The organism is Ochrobactrum sp. BTU1 (genome assembly GCA_018798825.1).
Lineage (GTDB): Bacteria > Pseudomonadota > Alphaproteobacteria > Rhizobiales > Rhizobiaceae > Brucella.
The window spans coordinates 133,461-155,548 of sequence record CP076356.1 but is presented as its reverse complement, the minus strand read 5'-3'; the positions used below and the strand labels follow the sequence as shown (position 1 = coordinate 155,548).

Here is a 22,088-nt window from a genome sequence, read left to right as displayed (position 1 = left end):
GTCAAAAAATTCAGACGTCTGAAATTCCTCACCAAAGCTTCTGACCAAGCCGTGCACTACGGTCCAAGTTAACAGAAGCATTTTAAGCGGGCAGACGTTGCCGCGCTATCGAAGAGGAGTAAGGCTTTGGCTGAACTTGTCGCGGTTTATGCCGTCCCACATACACCGAATTTTGTCGTTGACGCGCAGCTCAATGGTGAGAAGTCAGAGGCACTGCGTTACTTTGCGGAAATACGCGCTCATTTTGAGGCCTCCAGACCGGATGTGATTGTTACGGTCAACAACGATCACTTCAACACGTTCTTCTTCGACAACTGGCCGACTTTTGCAATCGGTATTGCTGAGGCGACAGCTGGACCAAACGATCAGACTCCCGGCATGCCGTGGTATGATGTCCGCGTCGATGCCGCTGCTGGGAAACACCTGTTGTCGAGTATGATTGGCGCAGGCTTCGATTTCTCATCCACGGTTGATTTCCAAATAGATCACGGCGCGCTCGTGCCACTCCATTTCCTGACACCAGATATGCATTTGCCGATCGTACCGGTCTTCATAAATTGTGTTGTACCGCCATTGCCCGTCGCGTCACGATGCCTTGCCCTGGGCCGTTCGCTTGGAAAGGCAATACGGTCCTGGGATAGCGATATCCGCGTTGCAGTTATCACAAGCGGATCCCTTAGCCTGGAAATCGGTGGGCCGAGAGCTATTGTCGACAAGACTTTCGGAGTTCCCGACCCCGCCTGGGCTGCCTGGATTCTTCAGGAAATTAAGACTGGCAATTATGATAACCTGATCTCACAGGCAACTGAGGATCGTATGCTAGATGCGGGCAATGTAGCCGGCGAGCTTCTCAACTGGATTGTCGCTTTAGGGCTTGTAGGGGATGAAACCCCGGCAATCCTGATAAATCAGCCGGAATTGGGCAACGCCTTCGCCGCCTGGGACGTAAGGAGTGCGCAATGAATATTTACCTTATTCACACCCTCTGCCGCCGTGTTCTTCACGAAAAGGAGTTTCGCAAGCTTATCTTGGCGTCACCCGAGGCTGCCGTGCAGAATATGCCTTTCACAGAGGAAGAGCGGACAGCGCTGCTATCTGGCGACGTCGGCCGTTTAAACCGTGCCGGCGCATCCGGCTTCCTGCTGCTGATCCTGTCCCGGTTCGAGGTGTTTGGCTTGGCACTACCAATATTCAATCGCCGGATGCGCACAGGCAAACCGGAATAGCTGCCTCGATTCGCCGGAATTCTCAAACATGGACACATGTAAACAGCTACTCGCGGAGGAAGAGCTGGAGAAAATCCTGTCGGCTGTAATTTAATAGGGAGGATAAAATGAGCGAAGGTACGTTTCAAGAGATAGGTCCTATTCAACGACGAACACTCGGCAGCAGTTTCATCGGCTGGATGTTCGACGGGTTTGAGACCAGCACCCTGATATTGGTTGGGGGTATCGCAGCGATGTCGCTGCTCAGCAATCCGACACCCGATGAAGTCCGAATTGCCGTTGGATATGCGATCGGTGCGACTCTTCTGGGTTGGGCAGCCGGTGGCACGATCGGAAGCATCATGGCGGATCGGGTCGGTCGCAAGCTGATGCTCATGATATCGATCGCCGGATACTCTGTGTTGACGGCGTTAACCGCATTCAGCCACACGTGGACGGTCCTGATCGTACTGCGGTTTCTTACAGGGGTCTTTCTGGGATCCGAGTGGAGCACCGGAACCGCGCTAGTGGCGGAGACATGGCCAGATCGAGCACGCGCTAAAGCACTTGGCATTATGCAGTCCGGCTATGGTTTTGGATTTTTTCTTGCCGCAGGTCTTTGGCTCTTTATCCAACCAAATTTCGGCCCGGACGGATGGCGCTTGATGTTCCTTATCGGCGTGCTGCCTGCTTTCATCCTCATGTATATCCGCAGGAAGGTTCCGGAATCGAAAGTTTGGTTGGAGGCAGTTAAGGAACCGACGCCAGGTGAGACAATCAAGTTTCAAAAGGAAACTCGCTTGGCAATGCTGTTCGGCGATCCAGAAGGACTGAAGCGTGCAGTTGCCACCTTGGTTATGGCAGCTGTGACTGTGTCTGTGTTTTACGGAATATCCGCGCTCATCGGCCCCTACATCGGCGGGCTCGCGGCAAAAAAGGGACTGACTGCAAGTTCTTGGGCGGCCATCAGTGCACTCGTGTACAACGGCGGCGCCATCGTGGGTTACATAAGTGCAGGCTTCATCGCCGACCGCATTGGTCGTAAGCCCTATATGTTTGTGATGTTCGGTGGAGCAATTTGCGCCGGCGCAGTCCAGGCCTATGTGCCTGAAACGCTGACGTGGTCGCTGGTGTCAGTCTTCATTCTCGGAATATTTACGCTCGGTGTTTTCTCCTGGATGCCGATCTATCTGCCTGAACTCTTCAAGACAAAAGTTCGATCGACAGCATCGGGCATCGTCTTCAATCTTGCCCGGCTCGTCTCATTCCCTCTTCCGATCATGACAGCTTTCTTGTTTTCGACCTTGGGCGGCTTTCATATGACTGTCCTCTCAATGGTCCTTCTTTATGTCGTGGCGATTTTTGCACTCTGGTTCCTGCCAGAAACCCGCGGCAAGCCTCTTCCCAAGTAACTACAATAATTCAATAAGGAGACGTGCAATGAACCTCGAAATCGAAGGTAAGGTAGCTATCGTGACCGGAGCAAGCGCCGGGATTGGCCTCGCAGTTGCGGAAGAACTTTTCACCAATGGAGCGCGCGTGCTGATCGTCGCAAGAGACCAGGCGCGACTGACGGATGCGGTTAGCAAGTTGGCGCCAAAGGCCGCGGGCCGCGACGCCGACATCGTTGCCTTGGCCGCAGACGTCTCGAAGCCGGAATCAGCTCAGCTGATTGTCGACCGTGCTATCAAGGCGTTGGGCGGGCTCGATATCCTAGTTAACAATGCCGGGCGGGCTCACGCTGGAGGATTGCTAACTTCAACGGAGGCTGACTGGGAAGAGATGACGGGAGTCAAGCTGACGTCAATGCGGCGGCTTTGCAAGGCGGCCATTCCCCATATGCAAACGAACAAATGGGGGCGCATCGTCAACATGTCCTCCATCGGTGGTATCTACCCCAATCCCAAGCTATTCGTTTCCCATGTTCTAAGTGGTGCCATCAACAATCTTACGAAATCGCTTGCTTTGGAAGTCGCAAAAGACGGTATTCTTGTGAATGCTATCGGAATTGGTGCAGTCGCAACCGACAACTGGGCGAACAACATGCTACCGGCTGTGCGCCGCTCGCGCCCGGAATTTACGGATCTGTCGGATGGCGAAGTTATCGCCCGCATCTCCGCTGAATGCACCCCAATCGGACGCGCTGGCTCAGCTCGGGAAATCGCTGCTATTGCGGCGTTCCTTAGCTCCAACAGGAATGGCTTCGTGACCGGCGATACAATTGAGGCATCCGGTGGTGCTGACCGCTTCATGTAATCCGATCGACTAAAGCAACTGCCGGTCTGAGCTCGGAACGGCAAAGGCGCGTTTTATCCAGCCTTGTTCCCGGCGATCAGCCGGGAACAAGGAAACCGTTTCTAATCAATATTCAAAAATTTGGAGTGCTGCGATGATCAAGATTAATGTCACCGCGGATGAGGCGCTTGCGTACCATCTCGAGCCCAGCCCTGGAAAATACCAAATGAATGCTTCCAAGCCGCTGAGGACACCGCGCGACCTATCGCTGGCCTACAGCCCCGGCGTGGCACACCCCGTTCGGGCTATAGCAGAATGCCCTAGTGCTGCTTACGATTATACCGTGAAGGGGAATATGGTCGCCGTGATTTCCAACGGCTCCGCAATCCTGGGTCTCGGCAATCTGGGTGCTCTTGCTTCCAAACCCGTGATGGAAGGCAAAGCAGCGCTCTTCAAGCTCTTTGCCGATATCAATGCTATCGATATCGAGCTAGACTCCGGAGATGTCGACGAGCTGGTCAAGGCGATCCATATGATGCAGCCAACATTTGGTGGTATCAATCTGGAAGATATCAAAGCTCCTGAATGCTTCCTCATCGAGGCGCAGCTCAAGAAAATAATGGATATTCCCGTCTTTCATGACGACCAGCACGGAACAGCAGTCATCGTGACCGCGGGATTGATAAACGCGTTGATGCTTGTCGACAAGAAGATCGAGAACGCCAAAATCGTACTCAACGGCGCAGGAGCGGCCGGAATTGCATGCTTGAAGCTTTTGCATGCGATAGGTGCTCGACCGGGCAACACTATCCTTTGCGACTCGCAGGGGATCGTTTGGGCTGGCCGGGAAAATAATATGAACTCCTGGAAATCTGATCTCGCAGTCGACACCCCTGCAAGAACACTGGCCGAAGCACTCGTTAACGCCGATGTGTTTATTGGAGTATCGGTCAAGGGTGCCCTGACAGACCAAATGCTTCGGTCCATGGCTAAAGACCCGATTATATTTGCGTTAGCTAATCCGGATCCTGAGATCACCCCTGAGGAAGCGCTCGAGTCGCGCAGCGATGCGATCGTCGCAACCGGGCGCTCCGACTATCCCAACCAGGTGAACAATGTGCTTTGCTTTCCATTCATTTTCCGGGGAGCACTCGATGCGCGAGCCAGAGAAATAAACAACGAAATGAAAATTGCATGCGCGTTCGCACTTGCTGCACTTGCTCGCAAAGCGGTCCCAGAAAGCGTCAAACTCCTCCACAGCAAAGACCTCTCGTTCGGGCGCGACTATATCATACCGTCGCCATTCGATCCCCGTTTGCTGAGTGAACTCGCCCCCGCCGTCGTGCGCGCCGCTCTTGAAACTGGCGCATCGCGAATTGCATTAGACTTTCGTCAGTACAAGAATACGCTTGAACTTCGCATACCAGGCACGTGGAACTCGTCGACAGTTTAGGGAATGCTGTTGTTTAGGTTGATGGGTACTATTTTCCCCGCACCGTGATCGGGAAGGTTTTGTCGCCGGTTTTATCCGATGTAAAAGGTGTGACAGAACCTGGACCTAAAAAAATTGAACAACTTGCAATCACTTTCAAGCGATTTGCTCGTCTCTTCAAGTTGGTCGAAGCTGCAATCGCGACACAAAGCGCTCTTACGTTCTCGACGTCCATGTCGTTCTGTTTGTAAGTGAGCATCATGGATGCGGCCTGGGCGAGACCTTCCTGCCATTGTTGAGCAAATCGAAGTCGCCCCGGATCGTAATGAGCAGCAGCGGGCTCAGCCAGCTCGCCGATGCTTTTGGACATCCGGAGCGAAACCTGGACTGTCGGATTTGTTGGATAAAGTGACTCAAAATCGGCGCTCGCCATGCTGACTGCCAAACTCGCAAAGAAGCTGGAGAGCGAGGGGATTAAAGTGAACTCTGTAGACCCTGACCTGACTCCCACTGACATGACCGGGACCAGCCCGTGTCAATCGCCCGAAGCATGTGCTCGCCTGGCAGTCGCACTTGCGACGATCCACGCATTCGGTCGCTCGACAGGTTTCTACGCTTATTCCTCATCGGGGGGCTTGTTCTGAGAAACTAGTGACTGGTGAAAGCCGCGACGGCGAAACACAGCGATGCAATTGCCCCTTGTTGATCCGTTTCATGGGTGCAGATCCATTCGGAATCGAGCGGAAGCAATCACGCCTCGGGTTACTCCAAGAAACGCGGATGATTGGGGGCGTAGCCGAAATTAATCTTATGATGACGGCTGTGTCCGAACGGTGAGCTTATGTCCATCCGGATCGCGAAGATAGGCGACGAAAGCTCCGTTCGGACGCTCCGTGGGCGGGCTCTCGATTGCTGTGCCACCATGTGCGGTTCCGGCCTCATGCCACGCTAGAACATGATCGCGGCTCGCTGCGGCGATACCGATCGTTCCACCATTTGCTACGGTCGCCGGATTACCATCGATCGGTGTCGTGATCATCAGCCGGCCGCCCGCGTGAGCATAGATAAGCCTGCCTCTGGTGTCCATCTCGCCGGGATTCCCGCCCAACGCAACGAAGGTGGCGTCGTAAAAGCATCTGGCCCGCTCCAGGTCATTACTGCCGATCATGACGTGAGTGAACATCTCGCGACTCCTGTGAAATACCTTATAGTCCCTGTGCTAACTTATTATGCCGAGCCATGGGGCAAGCTCCACAATTTCGGATGAAGTAAAGCCCGCTGCCTATTTGGCACCCTTTACAGAATACAAAATTCTGGATTGAAATCGACATTGTGTCCATAGCCTCAATTTGTCCAGAACCGTAGGAGTATTTTTCCACAACCAATATACCTCAGTCGCACGCGCCTTCCGGCGAAACGAGTTCGTTCCACGACCCCGCTTCGGTCATTGCCGATAACAACCTCTTCGCCTGAGCTGACCCTCGAAGCGAGCGTCCACCGCCCCAAGTCGCCTCGCTCGTCGGTTCAGTCAGCAATCAAGCGCTTTGCCAATTTGTAAACCTGTTGAACGCCGCGTGCAGTCAAATCCCAGCTTGCCACTTCCTGACGAACTAGTTCCGGGTGCTTCTTGCTGATGTCCCGCAACGCGTTACCGACGGATTTTCGCAAGTATTCACTTTCTTCCCCTCTTTGTGCCGAGAGTAGCCCAACAGCAACGTCAGGCCTGTCTCGGAAATAGGGGCGAGCCGTCCATATCCTCAGCCCCTCTGTCACAGCACGGCGTGTATTGGGAATAGCGGCAGACAACCAGTCGCGGATAATTGGAAGCGCCGCCTCATAGCCAGTATCTCGGCAGAACTGATCAAACGCCTTGGCAAGTATTTCCTGTACCCGCCAGTCATCGTCGTTGCTAACCCGATGTTTTAAAATGTGCAGGGCGTCTAGATCCGATGCTGCCAGATGTCCAAGTAAGAAAGTGCCCACGCATCTCGCCTGATGGAACTCAGAGCAGAGAAGCTCAAGCGAAATTTGCTTGGATCGAGCCGGATCACCAGACAAGATGATTTCATTCGCGGCGAGTTGCAAATCATTAAAGCCGTGTTCTGTTTTCCTTGATCTTTTGACAATTTCTTCGATGGTTTCCATTTAGCCCTACCGTTCTGGAAAAGAGGGTATCAGATGGCTACTGCGACCGAATAGCTACAATAATCACAAAAATCAGTGAATAACTTCCCCGATGACGTTTCCTTGCTGGAAGCTACCAGTTCGCCTTCGACCCCATGTATAAGGACTGTTGGGCAAACGTCGCGCCCCAAGCGGTCGGACGGCTATGCGCCAATGCGGTCGCGCATAGACTTGAGTGCTATTATCGAAATCAGTCCCTGCCCAAAGCAACTAGCGTGTTTCTGGGTTAAGCGGCCAAGCGCGAAATACGGCTCAGTCCGCACAGATAACCTTGCTCATATTGATACCTGTCACTTGGAAACCTGTGGCTTCATAAACGTGGCGCGCCCGATCATTGCTAGCGGCAACACGTAGTTTAAGCTGCTCAAACCCCAGACCTCGCATCCCATCCTCAAAGGCTGACAGGACTTGTCGGGCAAGTCCTTGTCCACGATATCTCTCAAGGACGCAGAAATCGTAGATGAACGCTGACCGTGTGGACAAATCAGGTTTATACCAGAGATATCCGATAAGCTGCTCTGCGGTGCTGTTTTGCTGCATAATGCTCTGCAAAACATGCCCCTCCGTTTGAGCACCATCTGGAAGGTTAGAGACAATTTCTGACCGAGCCTGAACGAGTGCGGCTTCCTCAGAAAGCCTGTAGTTCACCGATATCTCGGCAGCGTAATCTGGGACAAAATAGTCCAGGTAGGCCTGATAGCTCTCGGCGTCCATAGGTCTGAATACGATCATCGCGCAATTCCTTTGCCGGAAACGCTCGCTTGAGCAACGGTCTCCAAAGCTCCCCTTAAGGCTTAAGCACAGCGTTGTCACACCATTATCTTCGGACTGGCGGTTTGTTACTGGAAAGATACGCTTACGTCGGCTTCCACCTAATTATGAACGAATCCTGACTGTCAGCAACCCACCCCGTGGCAGACAGAGGCTCTCCTTGGGTTGATGACCCTCACTCAATTGATCGAGATTGCGTAAGTGCTGTTCATCCTCGTGAACTAATCGCCCTCCCCATGCAGTGCCTTATTCAAACCGAGCACGACAGCCTGCCAGGAACGCAAAATCTGTTCAGACGGCTGGGTGCGCGAATATCAAACCTCGATAGTAAGCAGGGCAGATTTGTAGGAGTGCTTTTGATTTTGGTTCCAAGTCAAGAAACTAACGCAACGACGCCACTTTGATACACGAAGGAACAATTCTGAATTGGAGTGAAGCGGCTGAAAAATATCACAGCCAGTCTCGCTAAGTACTGTCTCGAGAGCTCACTGATTTATCATTGATGGATCAGATAAATTTGCAGTTTCGACCCTGTGGCCTCTGCGTACCGACGCAATGTAGAAATGGATGGAGAAACTTTACCACCTTCAAGCGAGCAATGGCCGATTGGGTTGTGCCAATACGTTTCGCTACATCGGCTTGCGACATCTTTGCCTTGGTTCTCGCCCTCAGAAGAGCTTCGACAAGAGCAAACTCTGCATCCGCTTCTTCATATTCCTTCTGGAATTCGGGATCGTTCATAAGGCGCTTTTTTAGGTCTGAGATCTTGGTCATGGCTTTATCTGCTTCATTCGTTGCGTTGCGAGCAACCCCGCCTCATCAGGAACAGGGTGAGATGCCTCCATGATTTCTACCCGGTCACACCTTGCAGCATAGCCATAGCGTGTGACAACCACACCTTCGAGTGGTCCCTGCCATATCCTCTCAAGCGCTGCTGCCATTTGTGATGAAGCTTTCCCAGCTCCTATGATAATTGTGCGACCTTTTGGTCGTTCGGGCAAAAAGCTTCCAATGGCAAGTGCTGGGTCTGCTGCATTGTCAGCTGCACGAAACAAGCCGTCAAAGAATGCTTTTGTGTCGGCAATCATGCAAATGCTCATTCAGTTTTGTTTACGGCGTCATCAACGGCAAGTATGTAACCATCAGGGAGATCGCCAACCAGATTGCGAACACGCTTGTTACGAATTGCTTCAATAATCTGCAAAACGGCCTGCTTTGCGCCCGAAACGCGTGACGGATGATCAGTATCAGCGGCAATATGCGGATAAAGCTTCATTCTGCCACCCAATTGTCGGGCAGGCGCAACATAAGGAGCAAGTGGACCGCTAAGATGCCCTGTTTTCGCATCGCGGAAAATATCTGCGTCAATAAAAGCGTAACGCACCTGTCCACTCTGCATCGCATCCGACAAGGCTTGAACATCAACAACTTCGCCGCGATCAAAGTTCACCACAGTGGCGCCCGGTCGCATGACCTTTAACAATGGAGCTCCAACAATGCCGCAATTCCTATACGAGCCGCTAATCTCGTCGCGCTTGCCAAGACCAACATGCACACTCAGAATATCTGCATCGACACATGCGGCAACTAAATCATCGCTGTAATCAAAGCCCGCCGCAAGAATTCGCTCTTTATGGACAGAGCGTGCATAGACGGTCACATTCATGTGGAAGGCTTTTGCAAGCGTTGCGACCTCGCGACCGATATTGCCGAACCCAAGAACAGTAAGCCGCTTACCCTCGAGTTTTTCTGTCGGGTAAGCCTGAATATGAACTCCCGTGTCAAAACCGCCAGCGAGAACCTGCTCATGCAAATCATCAAGTGGCAGGTCAGGCATCACACTCAGAATAGCCTTCATCACCATCTGCGCTGTGGCACGGCTGTTACTGCCAGGAGTGTTCATCAGCGGCGCATTGCCGCCTATGCCCGTGCCCCCGCCCCATGAGGTCGAACCCATGTTTCCGGTTCCTGCACCAATACGTACACCACCGAGATTAAACAGAGCCTGTGATGGCACATGCGTCGCAGCAGCAATGACAGCGTCATAACCTCCATTCCCCACCCCCATCATTTCTTCAGCTGTAGAGAGATGCGGCAGATAGTAGAAATTGATTACATCATGACGCATTTTTGCAGCGTTCTCCAGAACGCCGCCAATATGAAATACTCCACCTTGCGCATGGATAAAATCGGCAACTTCGGAGTGATCGGGGCGCCCATTTTCATCGAATTTCAAACCGACGAGATCGCAAATAAGAACTTTTTTCAATGCAGAAACACCTCTCCGGTTTAAAAGAAATTGGTTGCCGTTTCGAGTGTTAATCTCTGTCCAGTCTCAGGTTCAATGACGCAGCTGATCGGGCCAGCCGTTGCCAGTATGCGGAGAACTCCCTGAGCATATATTGATACTCGTCAACTTTGCATGTTGAGAGCGCAACAGATAGAGCTGCAAGATTTTCCGAATGCTTGCGAAGTTCACGCAATTGATCTGCCCGCTCGTCGGACGACACAATATCTTGCTTGAAAGGCAAGCGATCTTTATCCGCCTCCACGACCATATATTGCAAGACAGCAATCTTCGCTCGATACCAAGCGTATTGCAGGTTTTCTAACAAAAGTACAATACCTTCTTTACTGCGCACTCCGCCAACCCATGCGCGGAAATCTCCCGGCGTCCCCGGAAAAGCATTAATTTAAAAAGCCGCACAGAGCCCTGCCTCGTGTCTACGCTGCCGGTTCACTTGTTATAAGGTTCTGCCAAAACCTTATAATGACAGTCGCCCAGAACTTTGTTATAAGGTTTTGGCAGAACCTTATAACGTCGTTGTGAAGTGGCTTTTTCGCCCCTCACCGGAGCCAGATCACTCGGGAGAAAAAGCATCGCCGATGAAAGATATCGACATCAGTTATCGAACAATGTTCGCTGAGTTAACCCAGCGAACAATCGATGCACAATTCGCGGCGGACTTTCCCCTCGAGGGATGGTTCGTAAACGTTACAGTTAAAAATCGTGATTACTGGTATTTCGACCTTCCTACCCCCGAGGGCATGGATAAACGAAGATACGTCGGCCCGGCGAGTGACGAAGCGATCAGTGAGCGGGTAAAAGCTCACAAAGAGATTAAGGACAACATTAGGGAGCGAAGGCGCATGGTTAGCTCGCTGCGACGCGCTGGCCTCCCCGGGCCTGATCCTTTCGCCGGCGATGTCACAAGAGCCTTAGCCGAGGCGGGTCTGTTCCGCTTACGCGCTATCCTGATCGGGTCAGTGGCATTCAGCACTTACGCTGGAATGCTCGGTGTCCGCTTGCCTGCTGCAGCAATGCAGACAGGCGATGCGGATTTTGCCCAGGATTTCGCGATATCGTCTGAGGTCCAAGACAGCCTGCCACCAATTCTCGAAATATTACAGTCAGTCGATCCGCAATTCCGGGCTGTTCCGCATCATGCAGATAAAGCCAGCGTAACCACTTTCGTGAATGGCAAAGGTTACAGAGTTGAATTCCTGACCGGTAACCGGGGATCGGACGAATACACCGGAAAGCCATCGCCCATGCCGGCTCTAGCTGGCGCCTCGGCGGAAAACCTGCGTTTCCTCGACTACTTGATCTACGAGCCTATCCGCACGGTACTTCTTTTCCGTGAAGGCATCAACGTCCTCGTCCCTGCTCCGGAAAGATATGCGATACACAAGCTGATCGTGTCTTCGCGGAGACTTACAGACACGATAGGGCGCTTGAAGGCCGACAAGGACCTTACACAGGCCGCTCTGCTCTTCGAAGCTTTGGTGCAAACGCGTCACGGTGATGAGCTAACAGATGCTTGGGAAGAAGCATGGGATCGCGGTGACGCATGGAAAGAAGGCATCGTCACTGGCCTTTCGAGATTGCCCAAAAACGGAGTTAAAGCGTTAATAACAACATTGGGCTCCGATGTCGTGGAAAGCCTGCTGAAAAAGTAATGGATGGATTGTGATCGCGTCAGATAGCAAGCTGTTCAAAGCCAAAAGCGAGCGAGTCCGAGTGAAAGGTCAAAGAAGATTAACTATGGGTGCCAGTCAAGAATCTTTGCGCTATATATTGATGGGACATGAACCTACGATCCGTCAGTGATGTGGACGTATTAAACAATCGCAGATCACCAATAATCCGTGAAATAGAGTTAGAAATTAGACGGTCCAGTCTTCTACCCTTAAACCGGGGACACGATCGAATTCTCGGCGATTGTTCGTAATCATAATCAACCCCCGTGAGCGGGCGTGACCAGCAATCAATTGATCGTATGGGCCAATAGGAGTTCCACTACGCGCCAATTCGGCACGTAATTGGCCCGTGTGGTTTGCTGCAGGTTCATTGTACGATAATACCTCAAGGCGAGCTGCGAACCCTGTCACCACTGCAAGGTTTTTTTCAGGATTGGCGGACTTTTCCGCCCCGTAAATCAATTCCATCAAACTAATCGAGCTGATGCACAATTGATCGTGGAAGCGGTTAAATGCTTCTCGAACTTGCTGTGGACGATTCTTGATCGTGAAAATACATATATTCGTATCCAGCATGTACTTCAGCATTACAACGCCTCGCGTTCCTGCGACGCAGGCTGATCACGGTCACTCATAAAGTCCGATGTCGGCTCAATACCTTCAAACCAGCTATCCCACGCCTCACCAGCAGGCGCTATAATTCGAGTACGCCCCACCGCAACAATATCAACACGCTTCACATCGGCAGGCAAAGCTACTGCCTTCGGCAAGCGGATAGCTTGGCTTCGGTTGCTCTGAAATACGGCTCCCTGTTCCATCTGCGTCACTCCTAATTGTATCGACGATGATATGACGTAGATAGCGTATCATTTGGGATATGTCAATGGGATATACTTACGGAGAACGATGAGATGACCAGTCGATTAGATTGTAAGAAACTTAAGTCCACCGGACACATAATTACACACGCGTTGGAAGCCAAAAAGATAGCTGCACTTGTACCATGCCGCATCCGTAGTACTCAGACTGCCAGTAAAGACCGCGATGCAGAGATAGTAAAGCTTGCAGAGTAGATCAGGCTGCACGAGCCATCGGGTTAATCATTTCACAATCAGGACCACCCTGAAATCGTTCACATTCGTACCGGTTGGCCCCGGCATGAACAGATCACCGATTGTATCAAATGCGCTCCACGCATCATTGGCGTTTAGCCGTGCAGCGCCATCTTCGCCAGCCTTTTGCAGCCGCGAAACCGTTGTCCCATCTGCAAACGCGCCGGCATTGTCTTCCGAACCATCGATGCCGTCGGTATCTGCAGCCAGTGCGTGAATATTCCCATAGCCATCAATATCAAGCGCAAAGGACAGCAGAAACTCGCTGTTGCGGCCACCCTTGCCGCCTTTGGCGCGGATGGTCACAGTGGTCTCACCACCAGAAAGCAGCACAACCGGTTTTTTGAACGGGCGATCACGATCCGCCACTTCACGCGCGATTGCTGCGTGAACATGCGCCACTTCGCGTGCTTCCCCTTCCATTGAATCGGACAGGATCACCGCCTCGACCCCATGACGCTCGGCTTCCTTTACGGCTGCTTCCAGCGAAACAGCAGCGGACGCAATCACCCGCACTTCGTTATCGGCAAAGATTTTATCATCGGGCTTTGGTGCATGAGCCTTCTCGCTTTTGATATGCGTGAGCACGGCATCGGGCAGTTCAAGCTTGTAACGTTCGATGATTTTGAGCGCATCATCGCGAGATGTTGCATCAGGCACGGTTGGGCCTGAAGCGACAAAGGCAGGATTGTCGCCGGGAATATCGGAAACCACCAGCGAGAAGACTTTTGCCGGATGTGCGTGCGCTGCCAGCCTCCCGCCTTTAATGGTCGACAGGTGTTTTCGCACCGCATTCATGGCCGAGATCGGCGCACCAGAAGCCAGCAAAGCTTTGTTGACCGCAATCTCGTCGGCAAGCGTCAGACCTTCAGGCGGCGATGGCAGCAAAGCAGAACCTCCGCCAGAAATAAGCGCCACAACAAGATCATCTTCGGTGAGGTTAGAAACTGCATCGAACAGCCGTTTTGAGGCCGCAAGCCCGGCATCATCAGGCACCGGGTGCGATGCCTCAATGATCTCGATGGTCTTGCAAGGCGCGCCATAGCCATAGCGCGTGACGACGATGCCTTCGATTGGTGCGTCCTCGCCCTCATGCCGCTCTGCCCATGCGCGTTCGAAAGCGGCTGCCATCTGTGCCGAGCCTTTGCCCGCACCAATCACAATCGTCCGGCCCTTGGGCTTGGCAGGCAGATTGGCGCGGATAACCAGTTCGGGATCAGCAGCCGCAACCGCCGCATCGAACAACGACTCCAGAAAAACACGCGGCTCAAACTTGAATGTCATACTGTTTAGAAGAACCCCGATGAGATTACCAAAACTTTGCATATACGTGGAAATCTTGGTGGCGCTTTATATTGCGCGCCACCATAGCGTGATGCTATTTTGCGATGCCGGATATCGACTTCAAAATGGAAGCTCCAAGTGTGTATTTTGGATCTACCATATTTCCAAGGCGGACACGTCCCGCCTGCGTTAAAAGCATATAGGCGTCGATTTCATCGAAACCGAAATCGGTTGCCATCCAGCGGATCAACTCCCTGTAGGCCTGTCGAGCCGCGTCTTCCATCGGGCGGGAAGAACCAACTGTCATATAGAATTTATCATTCTCCAGACGAGGAGTACGGATAGTCCAGTTTTTTATCAAATCGACCTGAATGGTCGTCACTGTTGGATGTTCAACGGCCACACCGCAAAGTTCGCCATCACCTTGCGCAGCGTGACAGTCACCAAGAAACAGGTAGGCACCCTTGGTTTGCACGGGCAGGTAAATGATTGCGCCCGGCGCAACATCAGGCAAATCCATATTGCCACCATAATAATCCGGGACCAGAGCACTGATAGCTTCAATTTCAGGTGCAGTCCCGATTGTACCAATGAATGGTTCGTATGGCAGTGTGATACGATCGTTCCACTTGACGCCTTTTTCAGCATCGATGTGCAACTTCTTGACCACTTCCGGCAATGTTGGATTCAGCATCGCTGTATCTGCTGTCGGCACGAGACCGCCAAATTCAGGCATGATAACGGTGGTCCCCGACGGTTGCTCACCTCGCGGACGGATTTCCTTGATATATACCGCCAGCGTGTCGCCTTTCTCTGCACCCTCGACATAGATTGGCCCATTTTGTGGATTGAGGAATGGAAAATTCAAAATTTCTGATGGCTTGTCAGTTTCCTTGCGGATTTTCCCTTCAAATGCGTCATGCGTCTCGGCGGAAATCACCGAGCCTGGCTCTACATGTAGAACCGGCTCAACATAGGAACCATAGACATATTGATACTTGCCCTGCACTTCCTCACTGATGTGATGGCTTTTTCCAGCGATACCCTTTGCAACGCCTTTGCGGACCATGATCGATTCATCAAACCAGGACATAAAAGTCTCCTTTAATCATTTTGAGATGGTATAGGTTTCCGAGCTGCTCCTGACCCGGAACAAACGAATATTGGGACTGTTCAAAACGTGTAACTACGAGATTGCCATCGTCAAACGGCGAGATATCTGCGCACCGTGTCGCGATCTTCCAACATCTCGGCTGTGAGAGTTGCAACGATACTTCCCTTGTCCATAACATAGCAGCGCTGGGCCATGGCGCGGATCATATCGATATTTTGCTCAACGAGAATGATAGACACTCCAGTTTTCTGGTTGAGTTCCACCGATAGTTTCGCAATATCCATCACGATGTTTGGCTGGATCCCTTCCGACGGCTCGTCGAGAAGAATAAGAGATGGACGTCCTATCAAAACACGACCAATTGCCAATTGTTGTTGCTGGCCGCCCGACATTGTTCCCGCGCGTTGATGCCGTCTTTCTGCGAGGATTGGAAACCGGGAATAAATATCGTCATAAAGCTCTTTACTGGCACCTGGAGTGATAGATTCGCCAACTGCCAGATTTTCTTCAACCGTCATACGGGGGAATACATCCCGACCCTGCGGAACATAACCGATACCTTGGCGTGCCCGCTTGTGCGGAGGTAGATGCGTGACATCCTGTGCGTTGAAACCTATTGATCCCCGGTCAGCCGGCAAAAGCCCGATAAGCGACTTCATAAGTGTCGACTTACCGACGCCGTTACGACCGATGACTGCTACGATTTCTCCCTTGTGCACATCGATATCGACACCCTGCAGCACGGGCTTACCACCATATCCAGCCCACAAACCGCGTGTTTGAAGTAGAATTTCCTTATGCATCGGCCTGCCCCAGATAGATTGCAGCGACCCGGTCATCCTTAACGATGTCGTCGATCGAGCCTTGCGCGAAGATTTTACCAAAATGCAGGACTGTAACCTGTTGTGCGATTTGCCGAACGAATGCCATGTCATGTTCAACGGCCAGAACAGTCACTCCCTGCGCATTCAATTGTTGAACCATTTCTCCGGTTGCAAATGTTTCGTCCGGGGTCATGCCTGCAGTGGGCTCATCGAGAAGCAGCAGTTCTGGTTCAAGACTGATAGCCATACCGATCTCCAACCATTGCTTCTGGCCATGGCTGAGATTACCAGCAAGTTTTGTGGTGGAATCCTCAAGCTTCAGGAAACCTAAAAGACGCTCGATTTCGCGTTTGAGCTCTGTACCGCGATGCTTTCGTTGAACGGCTATTTCGAGGTTCTGGTAAACACTCAGCTCCTTAAAAATACCCGGCACCTGAAACTTCACGCTAATACCGCGGTCGATCCGATCAAACGATTTCAATTGCGTAATTATTTCACCTTTATAAAGAACATCACCTTCGCTTGGCAGATATTTACCCAGTATGAGCGCGAAGAGGGTACTTTTACCTGCCCCGTTGGGTCCAATCAAACAATGAATCTCCCCCTTCCTGAGTTGAAGGTTGACATCATTTGTTACATGCAGACCACCAAAGCGCTTATGCAGGTTGCGTGTTTCAAGGATATTCATGATGCTGACCTCTTCTGTTTGAAGATCAGAACACGCCCGACCAGATTAGCTAGCCCCAGTACAATACCTTGCGGCGCAATAAGCACGGTGAACACAAGCAGAGCACCCATAACAATCAGTGCGTATTGTGCGCCATAAATTGTAAGCGCCTGAAATCCTGCAAGCACCAGAATTGTTCCAATAAGCGTCGCTGTGATGTCGCTGCGCCCACCAACTGCAACCCAGACAATCGGTAGTGCTGCAGCCGTAATGCTCATGCTTGATGGCGTAATATATTGACCCCAGGCCGTATAAAGAACGCCCGAAAGACCGGCCAGCATTGAACCTATGATAAAGCCCCCCCACTGATAGAGGCGAACATCATAGCCCAGCATCTCGGCTCTTTGTGGGTTTTCGCGGATGGCAACGAGAACATTGCCAAATGGCGAGTTCAACACAAGCCGCAATCCCAGATAGACGACCAAGACGAGGCCAAGAACGACATAATAGAGTCCAATATCGGGATAGAGAGCAATATCGCCACCAAACCAAGGAATAGTGATTGGCGGCATACCACTCATGCCGTTGAAACCGTTAAGGCGGGCTTTTCCAATCGCCCATTCCGGGCCGGCGGTCTGCGCCATGAAGCGTTCCAGAACCAACGTAACCGAAAGGGTGACGATGCCCAGAAACACACCCGTTATCCGCCCATAGAACAAAAAATAGCCAATGATTGCAGCAGTCAGACCGGCAAGGAGAATTGCCAGCACTAGCGCGATAAGGGTGAATCCGAAAGCATCACCGATATTGATCGTCAGAACGCCATAAGCGTAACCCGCAACGCCGAAGAATGCTGTTTGGCCAAACGACAATGCACCGCCATAACCCCAGATGAGACTGAGCCCCATGGCCATGAATGTCCAGATCAGAAAGTAGACGTTGTTTCCAATTGTGTATCCGTCTGAAAACATTGGATAAATGATTGCGAGCAGGACAACGGCTAAAAAGCCACTCCAGAAAACTGGGCCTTTCCCCTTGGTTTGCGGGCCTTCAAGATGCCCGAATAGCTTGAGTGCCATTAACCTTTTCCTTTTATGAAAAGCCCTGAAAGGCCATTTGGCAGCACCCGAATGACGATGATCACAGCAACGAGCAGCCCAATCTGTCCGAACAGCTGGCCATACATGGAAGTGAGACTTGCCTTAACGACCGCGAGGATGGCTGCGGCTGGTGCAGTGCCCAAAAAGACGTCAGCGCCACCGACAACAACAGTTACGAATGACTCCACGATGAAGCTTGATCCCATTGTCGGCACCAGGGTCATGGTGGGAGCATAAAGCCCGCCGGCGAGCCCTGCCAGACCGGCGCCCAGACCAAACGTCAGCGCATAAATGTAGTTCGTGTTCACACCAAGCGTTCTGGCCATGTCCGGGACCTGAATGGTCGCGCGAGCGAGGATGCCGAAGCGAGTCTTGTTAAAGACAAGGTAGAGACCTGCGAGGATAGCCAGCGCAGCCAGCATCAGGACCATGCGGTAAACTGAGAAGGAAAGAGCACCCAGAGTGAATGAGCCCAATGGCGTGCCGATGCCCTGCATCGTTGAACCCAGAAGAATGAGCGTTCCCTGTGTCGCAATCAAACTAATGCCCCAAGTCGCCACGATTGTATCAAGCGGGCGTCCGTAGAGATGGCGGATCACAAGCCGCTCGAGCAGCATACCGATGATACCTGCCACCAAAGCACCCGCGATTATCGCCAATGGCAACGGCAAACCGGCTTTTGTCGTCATTACGGTGACATAGGCACCGCACATGATGAACTCTCCATGCGCGAGATTGATGACCCCCATCATGCCGAAAATAATTGCCAGTCCGCACGCCGAGAGAACGAGAAACGCAAACGCATCGCCAAACTGATAAAAGGCAGCGAAAAGAGAACCCAATAGCTCCATCATAATAATCCTTAATCGGGAGACGTCTGGTCTTCCGGCACGCAACAGGTGCGTGCCGGATCAGACCCTTACTGCTTCGAAGGTGGATTAGATGGTGTGTACTGTTCTCCCGGATTACTTCTCGTCAGGTCGCAACCCGCATCACCCAGCCAGTAAGGCTTCACATCGTTCCAGACTTTCGGGAAAGAAACGCTATGGTCATCGCCAACTTTTGCCAGATAGATGGTATGCGACATATGCTGGCTCTTGGGATCAAGGCAGGTTTTTCCCGACGGGCCATCAAAGCAAACATCACCTTCGGCGATTATCTTGCGCAAATCATCCCGCTTGGTTGAACCACCGGCACGCTCAACCATCTGCTTATAGAGGTTGACTGCAATATAGGAGTTGGCAGCTTCCTGATTGATATAGGGTTCATTCGGAAACTTGGCGTGGAAGCGTTCTTTAAAGTCCTTGCTCGCAGGCGTATCAACTTCCTCGATATAGTTTGTCGTCACATGCATATTGGCGAGGCTGGGCGGTGTAAAGCGCTTGTGCTCATAACCCTGACCGACATTTACCGATGAAGCCATAGGCAATTTCAGATTGGCAGATGCAGCCTGTTCGTAATAGGAGGCCTGCGCGGTTCCAACCAGCAGAGTTACAACCACATCGGGCTTGGCCGTTTGGATATTCTGAATGGTCTGCGAGAATTGCGAAACACCGAGCGGAATGAATTCCTCTCCAACCATCTCGCCACCATTTTCCTTGACGATATTGCGTACCCATTCAGCAGAAATCTGGCCGAAATTGTAATCCGCGGCGATGGTGTAAACCTTCTTCCCATAAGTTTCCATCATCCATGGAATGAGGGTCGAGAACTGCTGTTCCGGCACAGCACCCGTAATCACCATATTGGCATCACAGACACCGCCTTCATACTGATTGTTATAGAAGGCAAAGCCGTCAAACTGTCGCACGATCGGTCGATAGGCTTCGCGGGAAGCCGATGAAAAGCCGGCGAAAATCACATCAACCTTATCGCGTTGCAGAGCGCGTCGCGTAAATTCCTGAAAGCGCGTATTGTCCGACTGGGTATCATAGACGACTAGCTCAATCGGGCGCCCGGCAATACCACCTTTGGCATTGATTTCTTCGGTCGCAAGCTGAATTGCATGAACCTTGCCGATAACAGGCACGACAAATTCGCCAGATTGATCTTCCAGAACACCGATCTTAATCGGCTCCTGAGCAAGTGCTACACCAGAAAAAAGTGCAAGCGTTCCCGTTACCGCAAAAGCTGCGGCTTTTTTAATAATAGACATTTTTTATTCTCCTCGGAGGTTAGTTCGCGATCGTTGACCTTTGAGTGGTTTCTGTTTCGCGGTCGTCCACCTTCATCACTTCGCTGATGAAGTATTCTGCGTATGTTTCAACATTCATTCGTGATTTCATGCTTTCCCTGCGAAGAAGGTTGTAAGCCTCATCATCACAGACATTGTGACGACGCATAATCTCGACGATTGCCTTGATCAGACTGCGGCGCTGCTGGCGACGCATTTCATGGAGAGCAATTGTGGTCTCCATCTGTTGTCGCTGCTGGTAGGAGTTGATGCCAAGGACAATAGCTGAATAGACAATTGATCCATAAACGGGTTTGCGCAGGAAGGCCGTCGCGCCTGACTGCACAAGTCCTTTCAAGCGGCTAGGGGCTTCGACACCAACCAGGCCGACAATCGGAACACAGGCCAAGCCACTGACCGGACTGACTGGAAGAGAAAGTGGATTATCGAGATCACCATCCACAAACAACACGTCACGCTCGGCATTGAGCTCAGATTCCAACAGTTCCGCCCTATCGGCTTTAAGCGGTACATAGGATGCACTCAAGCCTAGTTTTGGGAGAGTCGAATCCAAAGCGCCAATTGCTCTGAAATCACGCGAAACAATGATCCCGCGGCGGTTCCTGAAATTCTGTGTGAAGCGGCCGCTCATTGTACAACCCTCAAACTAGCCTGACCAATTGAGGTTATAGCTAGGCTATCTGCAGAAACGAGATAGGGGTCGGGTCGCACAGGCGCTGGCGCCTCGATCAGCACTTCAAATTCGGCGTCCCGGGTCGATAGTCCGATCCGCGGCGTCAGATATGCATGGTGTGTTTCCGGGTCAATTGTCACCAATCCCTGCGGTGCCTTTAACTGCATTCCGGCGACAGCGTTTCTAACCAGCATGGGATCGGTGGAATTGGCCGCGGCAATAGCCATTCCGAGCATGATAGTAGCGATATAGGCGGCTTCACCTTCTGCCGCTGGAGGGGGACCGTCAGGAAAAGCCTGGTTATATTGGGCCACAAAAAAACGGTTTTCGGGATTGGTCAGGGTCGAGAAATAGACGGACGAGCTGATATGTCCATTTCTGCACTCCGGCATTATTTCAGTAAGATCGGGTTCAGAAAGATTGCAGCTCGCTATTGGGAAGCGTTCGGTCTGATTGATACCGCGCGCTTCACATGCCTGTCGAAACTGCTCGAAAAAGGCGTATGAAGAGTCACCAATCAAAGCATTGAATATAAAATCCGGCTGCTCTTCAAAGATGGTTTCGATGATCTTCTGAAAGTCCGTTTCACCAACGCCGAGATAACGCTCGGCCAGAACACGTCCCTTGCGCACATGAATATATTCGCGCAGGACACGGATGCTTTCCCAACCCCAAATATAGTTGGAACCAACACAAAAGGCTTTGCGACCATATCGGGTTAGGAGGTAGTCCATCAATGGTGACATATGATGGTTTGGCGAGGCACCCGTATAGATTACGTTTGGAGAGCTTTCAAAACCTTCATAATGGGATGGATGCCATAGCTGTGCATCATACTTTTCAAAAAGTGGAATAACTTCCTTGCGGCTGGATGACGTATAGCACCCCACGACATGACGATAACCGGCGTCGATCATCTTTCTGGTCGCCACTGAATACTCTTCCAGATCACCACCGGGGTTGTAATGCACCGGCTCGAGAGCGACCTTCAGCTCTTCGTCGGCATTTATCTGCGCACATGCCAGCAGGGTTCCGTTCAAGATGGCACGTCCAACTGCCGCATAAGCGCCAGTTGTTGAAATCAATATGCCGATCTTGCAGGTTAGCTCACCCATTCCACCTCACAAACGACAAAAATCCCGCCAACACGAAGTGTTGCGGGCTTCATTGCCACCACGTTCCCTTAGATTATTTTCTACGCATTGACGGGCTACGTTGCCCCCGCGTTCGAATATACAACAAGCTTTTCCACACTCTGTCAAGCGTTTCGTCAATGCTGAATTGATGGCATCCTGGAACCACGACTGCATCG

The 22,088-nt window shown here is 51.8% G+C and carries 24 protein-coding genes and 1 pseudogene; 6 read left to right on the top strand and 19 right to left on the bottom strand.

All coding sequences use genetic code 11. The features are described from left to right. Window positions 1-126 precede the first annotated feature (126 nt). From KMS41_19885 to KMS41_19865, 5 genes are all read left to right on the top strand, one after another. A complete protein-coding gene (locus KMS41_19885) occupies window positions 127-963 on the top strand; it encodes an extradiol ring-cleavage dioxygenase (protein QWK80837.1) in 837 nt (278 codons plus the stop codon). After that, a complete protein-coding gene (locus KMS41_19880) occupies window positions 960-1,226 on the top strand; it encodes a hypothetical protein (protein ID QWK80836.1) in 267 nt (88 codons plus the stop codon). The genes KMS41_19885 and KMS41_19880 overlap by 4 nt, the downstream gene beginning before the upstream one ends. A 107-nt stretch (window positions 1,227-1,333) precedes the next feature. Next, the gene (locus tag KMS41_19875; protein QWK80835.1) at window positions 1,334-2,617 is read left to right on the top strand and encodes an MFS transporter; all 1,284 of its coding nucleotides are present in this window, start codon (window positions 1,334-1,336) and stop codon (window positions 2,615-2,617) included. A 28-nt stretch (window positions 2,618-2,645) separates the two neighbouring features. Then, window positions 2,646-3,461: an SDR family oxidoreductase gene (locus tag KMS41_19870; protein ID QWK80834.1), complete on the top strand. Its 816-nt coding sequence runs from the start codon at window positions 2,646-2,648 to the stop codon at window positions 3,459-3,461. Between the two features lie 133 nt (window positions 3,462-3,594). Then, entirely contained in the window at window positions 3,595-4,893 is a 1,299-nt protein-coding gene (locus tag KMS41_19865; protein QWK80833.1) for a hypothetical protein, read from the top strand. 28 nt (window positions 4,894-4,921) lie between these two features. Here the strand turns inward: KMS41_19865 and KMS41_19860 are convergent, their stop codons facing one another. The 8 genes and pseudogenes from KMS41_19860 to KMS41_19825 all read right to left on the bottom strand — a co-directional run bounded on the left by KMS41_19860 (window position 4,922) and on the right by KMS41_19825 (window position 10,469). Continuing rightward, on the bottom strand, window positions 4,922-5,305 hold the full coding sequence (locus KMS41_19860; protein ID QWK80832.1) for a hypothetical protein: 384 nt from the start codon (window positions 5,303-5,305) through the stop codon (window positions 4,922-4,924). A gap of 375 nt (window positions 5,306-5,680) precedes the next feature. Continuing rightward, window positions 5,681-6,055, bottom strand: a complete 375-nt coding sequence (locus KMS41_19855; protein QWK80831.1) for a VOC family protein — start codon at window positions 6,053-6,055, stop codon at window positions 5,681-5,683. 341 nt (window positions 6,056-6,396) lie between these two features. Next, complete coding sequence (locus KMS41_19850; protein ID QWK80830.1) at window positions 6,397-7,017, bottom strand: DNA alkylation repair protein; 621 nt, start codon at window positions 7,015-7,017, stop codon at window positions 6,397-6,399. 291 nt (window positions 7,018-7,308) lie between these two features. Next, the gene (locus KMS41_19845) at window positions 7,309-7,770 is read right to left on the bottom strand and encodes a GNAT family N-acetyltransferase (GenBank protein ID QWK81130.1); all 462 of its coding nucleotides are present in this window, start codon (window positions 7,768-7,770) and stop codon (window positions 7,309-7,311) included. 553 nt (window positions 7,771-8,323) lie between these two features. Further along, window positions 8,324-8,601: pseudogene (locus KMS41_19840) on the bottom strand (helix-turn-helix domain-containing protein). Continuing rightward, a complete protein-coding gene (locus tag KMS41_19835; protein ID QWK80829.1) occupies window positions 8,598-8,915 on the bottom strand; it encodes a DUF4147 domain-containing protein in 318 nt (105 codons plus the stop codon). The pseudogene KMS41_19840 and the gene KMS41_19835 overlap by 4 nt, the downstream one beginning before the upstream one ends. 8 nt (window positions 8,916-8,923) lie before the next feature. After that, window positions 8,924-10,096 carry a phosphoglycerate dehydrogenase gene (locus tag KMS41_19830; GenBank protein QWK80828.1) on the bottom strand — a complete coding sequence of 391 codons (1,173 nt, stop codon included), beginning with the start codon at window positions 10,094-10,096 and terminating at the stop codon, window positions 8,924-8,926. A 49-nt stretch (window positions 10,097-10,145) separates the two neighbouring features. After that, window positions 10,146-10,469, bottom strand: coding sequence for a hypothetical protein (locus tag KMS41_19825; GenBank protein ID QWK80827.1), 324 nt, complete (start codon window positions 10,467-10,469; stop codon window positions 10,146-10,148). A gap of 244 nt (window positions 10,470-10,713) precedes the next feature. On the opposite strand from KMS41_19825, the gene KMS41_19820 reads away from it, so the two are divergent. Then, a complete protein-coding gene (locus KMS41_19820; protein QWK80826.1) occupies window positions 10,714-11,787 on the top strand; it encodes a hypothetical protein in 1,074 nt (357 codons plus the stop codon). A gap of 207 nt (window positions 11,788-11,994) precedes the next feature. On the opposite strand, the gene vapC is transcribed toward KMS41_19820, so the two are convergent. The 11 genes from vapC to KMS41_19765 all read right to left on the bottom strand — a co-directional run bounded on the left by vapC (window position 11,995) and on the right by KMS41_19765 (window position 21,891). Next, window positions 11,995-12,396, bottom strand: coding sequence for a tRNA(fMet)-specific endonuclease VapC (vapC, locus tag KMS41_19815; GenBank protein ID QWK80825.1), 402 nt, complete (start codon window positions 12,394-12,396; stop codon window positions 11,995-11,997). Next, complete coding sequence (locus KMS41_19810; GenBank protein ID QWK80824.1) at window positions 12,396-12,626, bottom strand: antitoxin; 231 nt, start codon at window positions 12,624-12,626, stop codon at window positions 12,396-12,398. The genes vapC and KMS41_19810 overlap by 1 nt, the downstream gene beginning before the upstream one ends. A 282-nt stretch (window positions 12,627-12,908) precedes the next feature. Then, complete coding sequence (locus KMS41_19805) at window positions 12,909-14,204, bottom strand: glycerate kinase (GenBank protein QWK80823.1); 1,296 nt, start codon at window positions 14,202-14,204, stop codon at window positions 12,909-12,911. 94 nt (window positions 14,205-14,298) lie between these two features. Next, on the bottom strand, window positions 14,299-15,297 hold the full coding sequence (locus KMS41_19800) for an acetamidase/formamidase family protein (GenBank protein QWK80822.1): 999 nt from the start codon (window positions 15,295-15,297) through the stop codon (window positions 14,299-14,301). Window positions 15,298-15,407: 110 nt separating this feature from the next. Next, window positions 15,408-16,121: an urea ABC transporter ATP-binding subunit UrtE gene (urtE, locus tag KMS41_19795; protein ID QWK80821.1), complete on the bottom strand. Its 714-nt coding sequence runs from the start codon at window positions 16,119-16,121 to the stop codon at window positions 15,408-15,410. Then, window positions 16,114-16,830: an ABC transporter ATP-binding protein gene (locus KMS41_19790; GenBank protein ID QWK80820.1), complete on the bottom strand. Its 717-nt coding sequence runs from the start codon at window positions 16,828-16,830 to the stop codon at window positions 16,114-16,116. The genes urtE and KMS41_19790 overlap by 8 nt, the downstream gene beginning before the upstream one ends. After that, entirely contained in the window at window positions 16,827-17,888 is a 1,062-nt protein-coding gene (locus KMS41_19785; GenBank protein QWK80819.1) for an ABC transporter permease, read from the bottom strand. Before KMS41_19785 ends, KMS41_19790 begins: the two co-directional genes overlap by 4 nt. Further along, window positions 17,888-18,760, bottom strand: a complete 873-nt coding sequence (locus tag KMS41_19780) for a branched-chain amino acid ABC transporter permease (GenBank protein QWK81129.1) — start codon at window positions 18,758-18,760, stop codon at window positions 17,888-17,890. Before KMS41_19780 ends, KMS41_19785 begins: the two co-directional genes overlap by 1 nt. A gap of 68 nt (window positions 18,761-18,828) precedes the next feature. Beyond that, window positions 18,829-20,064, bottom strand: coding sequence for an urea ABC transporter substrate-binding protein (locus tag KMS41_19775; protein ID QWK80818.1), 1,236 nt, complete (start codon window positions 20,062-20,064; stop codon window positions 18,829-18,831). 19 nt (window positions 20,065-20,083) lie between these two features. Further along, on the bottom strand, window positions 20,084-20,734 hold the full coding sequence (locus tag KMS41_19770) for an ANTAR domain-containing protein (GenBank protein QWK80817.1): 651 nt from the start codon (window positions 20,732-20,734) through the stop codon (window positions 20,084-20,086). Beyond that, window positions 20,731-21,891: a transporter substrate-binding domain-containing protein gene (locus KMS41_19765; protein ID QWK80816.1), complete on the bottom strand. Its 1,161-nt coding sequence runs from the start codon at window positions 21,889-21,891 to the stop codon at window positions 20,731-20,733. The genes KMS41_19770 and KMS41_19765 overlap by 4 nt, the downstream gene beginning before the upstream one ends. Window positions 21,892-22,088 lie beyond the last annotated feature (197 nt).

Bases quoted from the DNA above. Each gene is read 5' to 3' on its own strand.
- KMS41_19880 (QWK80836.1), top strand. From the start codon at position 960: ATGAATATTTACCTTATTCACACCCTCTGCCGCCGTGTTCTTCACGAA.
- KMS41_19875 (QWK80835.1), top strand. From the start codon at position 1,334: ATGAGCGAAGGTACGTTTCAAGAGATAGGTCCTATTCAACGACGAACA.
- KMS41_19870 (QWK80834.1), top strand. From the start codon at position 2,646: ATGAACCTCGAAATCGAAGGTAAGGTAGCTATCGTGACCGGAGCAAGC.
- KMS41_19865 (QWK80833.1), top strand. From the start codon at position 3,595: ATGATCAAGATTAATGTCACCGCGGATGAGGCGCTTGCGTACCATCTC.
- KMS41_19860 (QWK80832.1), bottom strand. From the start codon at position 5,305: ATGGCGAGCGCCGATTTTGAGTCACTTTATCCAACAAATCCGACAGTC.
- KMS41_19855 (QWK80831.1), bottom strand. From the start codon at position 6,055: ATGTTCACTCACGTCATGATCGGCAGTAATGACCTGGAGCGGGCCAGA.
- KMS41_19850 (QWK80830.1), bottom strand. From the start codon at position 7,017: ATGGAAACCATCGAAGAAATTGTCAAAAGATCAAGGAAAACAGAACAC.
- KMS41_19845 (QWK81130.1), bottom strand. From the start codon at position 7,770: ATGGACGCCGAGAGCTATCAGGCCTACCTGGACTATTTTGTCCCAGAT.
- KMS41_19835 (QWK80829.1), bottom strand. From the start codon at position 8,915: ATGATTGCCGACACAAAAGCATTCTTTGACGGCTTGTTTCGTGCAGCT.
- KMS41_19820 (QWK80826.1), top strand. From the start codon at position 10,714: ATGAAAGATATCGACATCAGTTATCGAACAATGTTCGCTGAGTTAACC.
- vapC (QWK80825.1), bottom strand. From the start codon at position 12,396: ATGCTGAAGTACATGCTGGATACGAATATATGTATTTTCACGATCAAG.
- KMS41_19810 (QWK80824.1), bottom strand. From the start codon at position 12,626: ATGGAACAGGGAGCCGTATTTCAGAGCAACCGAAGCCAAGCTATCCGC.
- KMS41_19805 (QWK80823.1), bottom strand. From the start codon at position 14,204: ATGACATTCAAGTTTGAGCCGCGTGTTTTTCTGGAGTCGTTGTTCGAT.
- KMS41_19800 (QWK80822.1), bottom strand. From the start codon at position 15,297: ATGTCCTGGTTTGATGAATCGATCATGGTCCGCAAAGGCGTTGCAAAG.
- urtE (QWK80821.1), bottom strand. From the start codon at position 16,121: ATGCATAAGGAAATTCTACTTCAAACACGCGGTTTGTGGGCTGGATAT.
- KMS41_19790 (QWK80820.1), bottom strand. From the start codon at position 16,830: ATGAATATCCTTGAAACACGCAACCTGCATAAGCGCTTTGGTGGTCTG.
- KMS41_19785 (QWK80819.1), bottom strand. From the start codon at position 17,888: ATGGCACTCAAGCTATTCGGGCATCTTGAAGGCCCGCAAACCAAGGGG.
- KMS41_19780 (QWK81129.1), bottom strand. From the start codon at position 18,760: ATGGAGCTATTGGGTTCTCTTTTCGCTGCCTTTTATCAGTTTGGCGAT.
- KMS41_19775 (QWK80818.1), bottom strand. From the start codon at position 20,064: ATGTCTATTATTAAAAAAGCCGCAGCTTTTGCGGTAACGGGAACGCTT.
- KMS41_19770 (QWK80817.1), bottom strand. From the start codon at position 20,734: ATGAGCGGCCGCTTCACACAGAATTTCAGGAACCGCCGCGGGATCATT.
- KMS41_19765 (QWK80816.1), bottom strand. From the start codon at position 21,891: ATGGGTGAGCTAACCTGCAAGATCGGCATATTGATTTCAACAACTGGC.